5 protein-coding genes and 1 pseudogene are annotated in these 4613 nt (G+C 65.0%); 4 read left to right on the top strand and 2 right to left on the bottom strand.

The window, feature by feature from the left end; translation table 11 throughout:
* Positions 1-436 precede the first annotated feature (436 nt).
* A complete protein-coding gene (locus HUX53_RS07530) occupies positions 437-1243 on the bottom strand; it encodes an inositol monophosphatase family protein (RefSeq protein WP_176402433.1) in 807 nt (268 codons plus the stop codon).
* On the bottom strand, positions 1240-2094 hold the full coding sequence (locus HUX53_RS42450) for a DUF5919 domain-containing protein (RefSeq protein ID WP_176402432.1): 855 nt from the start codon (positions 2092-2094) through the stop codon (positions 1240-1242). Before HUX53_RS42450 ends, HUX53_RS07530 begins: the two co-directional genes overlap by 4 nt.
* A gap of 349 nt (positions 2095-2443) precedes the next feature.
* Between HUX53_RS42450 and HUX53_RS07520 the strand changes: the two genes are divergently transcribed.
* From HUX53_RS07520 to HUX53_RS07505, 4 genes and pseudogenes are all read left to right on the top strand, one after another.
* Positions 2444-2737, top strand: a complete 294-nt coding sequence (locus tag HUX53_RS07520) for a hypothetical protein (RefSeq protein ID WP_176402431.1) — start codon at positions 2444-2446, stop codon at positions 2735-2737.
* Positions 2738-2951: 214 nt separating this feature from the next.
* A complete protein-coding gene (locus HUX53_RS07515; RefSeq protein ID WP_176402430.1) occupies positions 2952-3215 on the top strand; it encodes a hypothetical protein in 264 nt (87 codons plus the stop codon).
* Positions 3216-3535: 320 nt separating this feature from the next.
* The gene (locus HUX53_RS07510; RefSeq protein WP_217919180.1) at positions 3536-4267 is read left to right on the top strand and encodes a GntR family transcriptional regulator; all 732 of its coding nucleotides are present in this window, start codon (positions 3536-3538) and stop codon (positions 4265-4267) included.
* A 117-nt stretch (positions 4268-4384) separates the two neighbouring features.
* A pseudogene (locus HUX53_RS07505) lies at positions 4385-4613 on the top strand (plasmid replication, integration and excision activator); the annotation flags it as partial.

Raw genomic sequence — 4613 nt, 5'->3', positions numbered from 1 at the left:
CCACCCTGCCGGTCAACTCTGCCAGCGCCTCGTCCCACGACACGACCTGATCGTAGGTGATAGGGGAAGTCACCCATGATCAACGGGCCGGCCAACCCAACAGTTTCAAGATCTGCGAATGTAGTACAGGGACCTCGCCCACCGAAAAGGAGAATAGAGCCCGCGAGAGTGCGTGCATGCAATAACGAAATGGCTAGCGCATGTCACAATTTCATCGTCGGGCACCCTGATCGGCCGACTCCGTTAGAGGGTACGATTCTTTCCAAGAAAAGACCAGTGCTGAGATTCAACACGGGTCCGGGCTATCAGGGCACTCCCGATGGTGACATGCAGTATTTTGCAGAAATCTTGCATATGTGGGTGCAACGACACGCTTAACTGACACATTAGGGTTCTGTTCAAGAACGTGCGCCGGGCGAACCGATTTACCATAGGGTTAACCTTTATGGTCCATATTCTCGGCGAGAAACATCGTCAACCCGTACGCGAGTTGTCGATTAGACGCAATTGTGGCAGTTGATTTGAACGTGTGGTCCGTGCCGTCTTGATCGGTGACCTTGGCTCCGGCCTCGCGGGCGATGATGACGCCGGCGGCTGTGTCCCAGGGTTTGTTAGAGAGTGTGATGCTGGCGTCTAGCTTGCCCTCGGCGACCCAGGCTAGGTCTATGGCGGCTGAGCCGAGCATGCGGACGCGTTGGACGTTGGCGGCTAGGCGTTCGGTTAGGGCGATGCGTTGGCGGTTCTTGGCTTCGGCTCCCTCGCCTACGGCGTAGTCGCCTATGGCGACGATGGCGTCTTTGAGGTCGGTGGTCATGCTGGCTTGGATGCGGCGGTCTCCGAGGTAGGCGCCAGTGTGCTGGGCTGCGTGGTAGCGGGTGCCGAGGAACGGCAGGTCGATCACGCCTACTACGGGGCGGCCTCGTTGGATGAGGCCGAGTGAGAAGCCGCAGAGCGGGATGTTGCGGACGAAGTTGGCAGTGCCATCCACTGGGTCGATGGCCCAGAGGAGGTCGCCGGTGGTGTCGCCCGTGATGCCTTCTTCTTCGCCGAGTATGGCGATGTCGGGGGTTCGCTCTTTGAGGTAGTCACGGACGGCGCGTTCTACCGCGTAGTCGACTTCGCTGGCCATGTCGCGGTCACCCTTGGCGGTGAGCAGGCCGGGGACGCGTGTGCGCACTAGGTCGCTGGCTATCTGTGCTGCCTGGAGGGCGACGGGTAGTAGTGCGGCTGGTGCGTCGGTCATACGGTGCGGCCTCGTTCCCATAGCGCGGTGAAGATCTCCTCGAACGTCCCGTACAAGCCTGCCCCGGTCGGGTTGCGTTCGGCGAGGAACGTGGGCGAGTCGACTCCGCGGGCGTTCGGTAGGTAGGGCTGCATCACGCAGAGCTGGTTGTTCAGGAGCGTGATGTTGAAGCGGATCGTCTCGTCATAGACGGCGACGGATAGACGCTCTTGGGCCTCGGGCGAGAGCCGTTTGCGTAGGCGCGTCAGTACTTCGATGTTCAGGCGCGTGAGGGTGGTGAGGTGGTTGTCTGTGTAGCCCTCTTCCTGTTCGCGGGCTCGGATGGCCTCGCCTTCGGGGTCCAGGAACAGGGCTTGCAGGGTGGTGCCGTCCTCGATGAGCCGGTAGAGACGCTGGTCGGGGTACTGCTGGCAGAGCATGTTGAGGGAGAGGCCGGCGGCTCTGATGCTGCTCGCGCCGTCGAGTAGTGCGTGTGGCGGGTAGGCGTAAGAGAACTCGGCGCGGGTGGCGAAGACGGCGGTGACGTCAGCGTAGGGGTTCGGGCCGACTCGGTCGGCGGTGGACTCAAGGTCGGCGCGCTCATCGCTAGCGCCATAGGCGGTGGGCTCGTCCGCCAGGACGTGAGGCGGACAGGGGGCGAACAGCTCGTCGGCTGTCCACTCGGGGAACATCGCCTCTAATACTCGGCAGTGATCGGTGTAGGGCAGGCGCTTGAGTTCGCCGGACGTCCAGCGGTGGAGCTGGGCGCGGCTCGGGGCGGTGCCGGTGAGCTCGGGCGAGATCTTCTTGGCAGCCTCGTTGTAGGCGGTCTGGAACATGCCGTAGCGCTGTAGGCGGCGCTGACGGATCACGACTTGCAACAGGATCGGTTGGGGAGACACCGGCCGTCCTCTCTGCTGGGCGTTTCTCAGGCTAGACGCGTCGCGAGATCGAAGACGAGACAAAGTCGAGACGGTCACAAGACGTTGACGGGCGAGACGAGATGATCACGGCGTCGTGACGCAACGTGACTTGTTGGCACGGTGTGGTCATGGCGAGCGATTGCACCTCTTGCAGGGGACGCGGGGTCAAGCGACGTGTGGCACGGCGGACGTTGACGCCGGGGCACGTGGCGGGCGTTCCGGCGGACAGTCGGCAGGACTCCTGCCCTGACTGCCTGGGGGCGGGTCGCACGTCCGAGCGGCAGGGCGGTGCGCAGTCGTGAACGCGCGGGACGTCGAGTTGCGGCTACTGGCCGACCTGCGAACCTCCCTCCTCGGTCTGGGGCTGGCCGTTCGGCTGGATGAGGGAATGCCGGGGCTGCTGGTGAGTACCGCGAATCCGGGGCTGTTCGTGTGGGTGTTCGTCGGGGCCTCGGGCCGTACGTTCACCTGGCGCCGCGACGACAGCAAGCACCCGGTCGACGACGTGCCGGGCGCGGCGTCCAAGGTCGCTCGCTTCGTGACCGCGCAGGCCGGGCAGCTCAACGGCTCGGCGAACGACCACTTCGACTAGCGCTGTTTGGCTGGCCTCTTGGGCTGGTCATGGCGCATTGAACGGCAGAGCCGGCGGCGCGGCGAGGACGGTCCGTCGCGTGACCGCCCCCCAGTTCCCCCATGGTCACGTGTGTGGGAGGGACGGATCAGGCCCCGCGCCCCCGGCTCTGCTTCCAAAGAAAGCGAGACAGGTGATGGGTCCTTCTCTCTCCCGCGACGCTGAACTTCGGGTGTTGGGTGATCTGTGCCGGGCTCTGGTCAGGCGCGGCCTGTACGTCCAGATGCGCGACGCAATCCCCGGTCTGACGGTCACTCGGCCGGGCGGGACGTCCCTCGACGTCATCGGCTACGTGGTGGTGAACCGCCGTAAGGGTGAGGTGTCCTGGTGGCGGGTCGACAACTTGCACCCGGTCACGGACCTGGACGGCGCGGCCGAACGGATCACCGCGTTCATGAACGAGCCGACCGCGCCGAACCTGTCGAGGTCGCGGCCGTGACGTGGGGGACCAAGGGCGCGCCGGACGATGTCACGGCGGCAATCATCACCCTGCAACGCCGGTTCCCGGGCTCGTCGGTCTGGTTCGGGCACCACACGTTCCGGTGGTGGGCCGTGATGCCGTGGGCGGGGTGGTGGGTGCTCCTCGAAGCGGCGACGCCGACGGAGTTGGCGGGCCGGATGGCCGGAGCGCGCGGGTCTGCTGTTTCCCAGCGGAGTAATCGGGCCTGCTGGTATCCGGTAGTCGTGACAGCCGGGACGGGTTGGGCGTACATTAACGCTGACCTGGTAAGACAACCTGTCGGATGATGGACGGTCGACGTGAGCCTTGAATCCATGCCACCCAAGTACGCCCAGCTCGTCACGGAGCTTCAACGGCGCATCGAGTCCGGCCAGTACCCGCCCGGCTCGGCGATGCCCAGCGAACACCAGCTCATCGAAGAGTTCAGTGTGAGTCGGCCAACCGTGGTGGCGGCCCTGCGGGTGCTCCGGGATCAAGGCTGGATCGACTCCCGGCAGGGCAAGGGCCGGTTCGTCCGGGGTCGTCCTGCCCTGGCCTCGCTAGAAAGCGCGCGGGCGGGACAGGTTCGGTTGGCTGGCTCGGAAGCGGCCATACCCGGCGAGGTCCTGGCCGCTGGGGTGGTCGATGCGCCGAACCGTGTCCGCTCCCTCCTCGACCTCGGCTCGTCCGGCCGGGCTTTCCTTCGCCGGCGGCTGCTGACGGCTGACGGTGTGCCGTCTGAACTCCTTTCCCTGTGGCTGCCCCTGGACCTCGCGGAGGGGACGAACCTGACCAGCGCCGAACCGCTGAAGCAGGGTGTACGGGCGCATCTGGAGTCGCGCAAGGGCGTGAAGTTTGATCACGTGATTGAGCACATCGTTGCAAGGATGCCGACCGGCGAGGAGGCGGACGCGTTGTCGATGCGCGCGGGGACGCCTGTCCTCGTCGTGTACGCGACTGCTCGGGACGCTGCCGGGCGTCCGCTGATGGTGATCGACACTGTGTTGCCTGCTGACCTGCATGAGCTGGAAGACGCCTACCCGCTGGCGTGACCGTATCCGGCCACACGCCGGTTAGTTACTTGATAGACCAAGCTGGGTACGCCTACGATCACACTTGATAGGTCAACTGACAGACAGTTGACCGGATGGGAAGTGATCGTCAGGGCGGTGCAGGGTCCGTTCAAGGTCGCGTTCGGGGACGTGTTCCCGTTCGGGGCGTTCGTCAAGGGCGGTGTCGAGCCGGTGCGGGACTTCGACCGGTCGACCCGTGAGAACTTCGTGCAGGCGCACGACAAGGACACCGGGGAACTGGTGTGGGCGGTGGAGGTGCTGGACGCCGACCCCGAGTCCAAGGGCACGTTCAAGGTCAAGCTGGCGGCGCCGGTGCAGCCGATCA

Source organism: Actinomadura sp. BRA 177 (assembly GCF_013372625.1).
In the GTDB taxonomy this organism is placed as follows: domain Bacteria; phylum Actinomycetota; class Actinomycetes; order Streptosporangiales; family Streptosporangiaceae; genus Spirillospora.
The sequence above is the reverse complement of the archived record's forward strand: the minus strand, read 5'-3'. Positions and strand labels throughout refer to the sequence as shown.